This is a genomic window from Alphaproteobacteria bacterium, from assembly GCA_035625915.1.
Lineage (GTDB): Bacteria > Pseudomonadota > Alphaproteobacteria > JACZXZ01 > JACZXZ01 > DATDHA01.
Genome location: DASPOR010000030.1, coordinates 1 through 4,176, shown reverse-complemented (window position 1 = coordinate 4,176; position 4,176 = coordinate 1). Strand labels below are relative to the sequence as shown.

The following is a 4,176-nucleotide window of genomic DNA, read 5'->3' as shown; positions in this document are numbered from 1 at the left end:
GCAGGGACCGGCCGGTTTCGTTCGACCGGCCGAGCACTGAGAGTCCGGCGGAGGCGCCTGTCGAGGCGTGACGAGACCCGTCGATGCGGGTCAATTCGAGAGGGAGGATACGAAGCCCATGGTTCGTGCATTGTCCAATGGCACTTTTTTCTCCAGCATCGCCCGCGCGCCCGACGGCGGATCGAGCGGTGCCTCGGCCAGCAGCTCCAAAACATTCTCGCCCGAATATGTCCATGAGTTGCGCGAGGAGAACAAGACCTGGCGCCAACGCGCCCAAGGTCACGAGACCGCGCGCAAGGCCGCCGAGGACGCGACGACCAAAGCGAGGGAAGAAGCGGACGCCCGCATCAGAAAAGCCGATGAAGAGGCAAACGCGAAAATCGATTCCGTTCGCAAAGCGGCCGGCGAGCGGATCGTCCGCGCGGAGCTTGCCATCGCCGCCGTCAAAGCGGGCATGATCGATCTCGACGGGCTGAAGCTCGCCGATCTATCGAAAGTGACGCTCGAGGCCGACGGTGCCGTCAAGGGGGCGGAGGAACTGGTGGCTCAGCTCAAGAAGGAAAAGCTCTACCTCTTCACGTCGGCACATGGGGCGAATGGGACGAGCGGGATTGCCACCGCACCCAGGCCCGCCGACGGCCAGCCCTTCGACGCCATGAAAGCGACCCAACTCGAGGTCGATGCCCGCAAGAAGCGCCTGATCGGGAGGAGATAGGGAGAGCGTCGAGTCATATATATAAAGTGTCGGCGCGCGGGAGGAGGGCAGGGCAGTCACCTATACTTCGTCCTCGCTCAAATTATTACTTGAATGGAGCCGCAGTTGGATTATTTGTCCGTTTTGCGGCCGGTCGCGCGTTCTGAAAGTCGTCACGGCGGCCACGAGCGGAACCTCTGGCCACGTCGCATCGCCCGGGAGGAGGGCAGGCCTTTGGGGAACATCGTTCTACTCGATCTTATGGGCGGTGTTGCACTTCTGCTGTGGGGACTTCACATGGTCCACAGCGGAATCGTGCGGGCATTTGGCTCGGATCTAAGGCGCATCCTTAGTTCAGCTCTTCGAAATCGCTTCCTCGCGTTCATGGCCGGCATTGGCGTGACGGCGCTATTGCAGAGCAGCACGGCGACCGGCCTCATGATGGCATCGTTTGCGGCTGGGGACATGGTGGCGTTGGTGCCGGCATTGGCCGTCATGCTCGGCGCCAACGTGGGCACCACGCTTATCGTGCAGGTCCTCTCGTTCAACGTCTCGGCCCTCGCACCCGCTCTTCTGATCGTCGGGCTTGTCGCATTCAGAAAGGGCGCCCGGACCCGGATCCGCGACTTGGGCCGCGTGGCGGTTGGGCTTGGCCTGATGCTGCTCGCCTTGCATATCCTCCTCGACACATTGGCGCCTGCCGATAATGCCCCAGCGGTCAGGAGCCTTCTGATGATCATTGCCGGACAGCCCCTCTTGTGCGTCCTCATTGCGGCAATCCTGACGTGGGCGGCACATTCAAGCGTGGCGGTCGTGTTGCTGGTCATGTCGCTCGCGTACTCGCACTTCGTGAGCCCGGCCGGAGCCGTAGCGCTTGTCATCGGCGCCAATCTCGGGAGTGCGATAAATCCGCTCATCGAGTCGGGCGACGCCGCCAATCCAGCTAGCCGTCGGCTGCCAGTCGGCAACATGATCAACCGCATCGTCGGCTGCGTGATCGTATTGCCGTTTCTACAGCCGATCGCGGACTTGCTGACGCGACTGGATCTCTCGCCAACGGAAATGGTGGCGGGCTTTCACACGGCCTTCAACGTCGTGCTCGCCATCGCTTTCATGACGTTCCTCGACCGCTTCGGGCAGCTGCTGGTACGGCTGCTGCCGGAGAAAAAGAAGCGTGCCGACCTTTCGAACCCGCTTTACCTCGACGAGTCCGCAATTAGCACGCCGTCGGTGGCGCTCGCCTGCGCTGCCCGCGAAGTTCTCCACATGGGCGATATCGTCGAGACCATGTTGCGTCGAACCATGACCGCGCTCATGACCGACGACCGCAAGCTCGTCGCCGAGATCAGCCGCATGGACAATGCCGTGGATCGGCTCGACGAATCGATCAAGCTCTATGTCACGAAGGTTACCCGCGAAAGCCTGAGCGACCGCGAAGGGCCACGGGCGATGGAGATCATCGCTTTTTCCATCAATCTCGAGCATATCGGCGACATCATCGACAGGAACCTGATGGAACTCGCCGCAAAGAAAATCAAGGGAAAGCTTGCCTTTTCGCGCGAGGGTGCGAAGGAGCTCGAGGCGTTCCATCTGCGCGTTCTCGAGAATCTCAAGCTCGCTTTCACCGTATTCATCTCAGGGGACGTGAAGATCGCTCGGCAGCTCATTGCCGAGAAAACGCAACTTCGCGCCGAAGAGTTGGCGGCCGCCGAAAGTCATCTCGGTCGCCTGCGCGAAGGCAAGCCGGAAAGCATTGAAACAAGCTCGCTCCACCTCGACATCCTGCGCGATCTGAAGCGCATCCACTCTCATATCTGTTCGGTGGCGTATCCGGTCCTTGAGGCCGCCGGCGAACTGCATCCCAACAGGCTGAAAGACGCCGAGGCCGCTCCCTCGGCCGGTGCGGTGAGCGACGCTGACTTTGAGGCGCCGAAGCAAGTCCTTCGCTAGCGTGGCCAATCCGAAATCGCCTCATTTGGGGGCGAGGCCGGGAGCGAATTTCAGATTCGTAGCACGATGACGCGTAGTGTCCGACAAATGATATCGACCTCTCCAATCGTCATGCCCGGGCTTGACCCGGGCATCCACGTACTTCTGCCCAATCGTTGAAAGACGTGGATGGCCGGGTCTCGGCCTTTGGCCGGCCCGGCCATGACAGTTATGGGGTGTTTTCGGGTGAGGAAATTCATCACCATTTGTCATGCCCGCCCCCGGACTTCGATCCGGGGGTCAGACCCGGGCATCCACGTACTTCTGCCCAATCGTTGAAAGACGTGGATGGCGGGGTCTCGGCCTTCGGCCGGCCCGGCCATGATCGCACGCTTACCCGCCCACCGGGGCCCGACGCCCAGGGGCTTCATCCTCAACCAGGTGAAGGAGCCCCGACATGGGCATTCAGAATTTTCCGTCTCAGTTGCAGCCGATCATTCAGCAGAACTTCCTCGAGCGCGAGTTCCAGGACGCCATCACGTCCGTGCTTGGCTATCGCGACGTGGCGCGCCGGGAGCCTTTTCCGAACCGCATCGGCGAGACGATCACCAAGACGCGCCCGGGCCTCAAGACGCCCGTCACCGTACCGATGAACCCAGGTGCGAACACGAACCTCGATAACGGTCTCACGCCGGCGAGCTGGACGGTCGAGCAATACACCATCGCCATCAACCAGTATGGCGACACGATCGACCTCAACATCGTGGCCGACAGGGTCGGGCTTGCCGGCCAGTTCCTCCAGAATGCGAAGACGAACGGCATCCAGTCGAAGCAATCGGTCGACCGGATCGCGCGAAACACCCTCTTCAATGCCTATCTCGGCGGAAATACCCGCGTCCTGGCGACGCTCGGTGCCGCGGCCGCGACGATCCATGTCGACGACATTCGCGGCTTCACGGCCGTCATGGTGAACGGCCAGATGGTCGCAGTCAGTACAACGAACCCCATGAGCGTCACCGTGGGCGGCGACGTCTATTCCCTCATCGGTGCAACGGCAGACGCCGCGAACGTGTCTTCGGCGGCAATCGCCGGCGGCATCAGCGGCACCCTGACCTTCGCGAGCAACGTGACGGTCGCGGACGGTGCGGCGGGAAATACCGTCGTTAGCACCTTCGCGCCGCGCATCATCCGTCCGAACGGGCGGCTCACCACGGCAGCCCTCGCCAATACGGACCTCTTCTCGCTCTCGATGGCGTTCGATGCCGTCGCACAACTGCGCAACAATGGCGTGCCGCCCATCGATGGGTTTTACGAAATTCATCTCGACCCCACCTCGTGCCGCCAGTTGTTCGCCGACCCGGATTTCAAGCTCCTCTTCCAGGGGGCGACGGATGCTTCGAACGTGTTCCGCATGGGCCGGATCATCGAATTGGCCGACTTGCGGTTCAAGCCGACGACGGAAGCCTATGTGCAGCCGCATCCGGCCATCGCCGGCCTCTTCGTGCGCCGACCGATCGTATGCGGCGAAGGTTGCCTCGTCGAAGGGGACTTCG

At 61.9% G+C, this 4,176-nt stretch carries 3 protein-coding genes; all 3 read left to right on the top strand.

Going from position 1 to position 4,176, the window contains the following annotated elements; translation table 11 throughout:
- Window positions 1-118 precede the first annotated feature (118 nt).
- A complete protein-coding gene (locus tag VEJ16_02860) occupies window positions 119-715 on the top strand; it encodes a hypothetical protein (protein HYB08594.1) in 597 nt (198 codons plus the stop codon).
- Window positions 716-928: 213 nt separating this feature from the next.
- Window positions 929-2,644, top strand: coding sequence for a Na/Pi cotransporter family protein (locus tag VEJ16_02855; GenBank protein HYB08593.1), 1,716 nt, complete (start codon window positions 929-931; stop codon window positions 2,642-2,644).
- A gap of 436 nt (window positions 2,645-3,080) precedes the next feature.
- The coding region (locus tag VEJ16_02850; protein HYB08592.1) for a DUF4043 domain-containing protein at window positions 3,081-4,176 on the top strand (1,096 nt) is incomplete at its 3' end.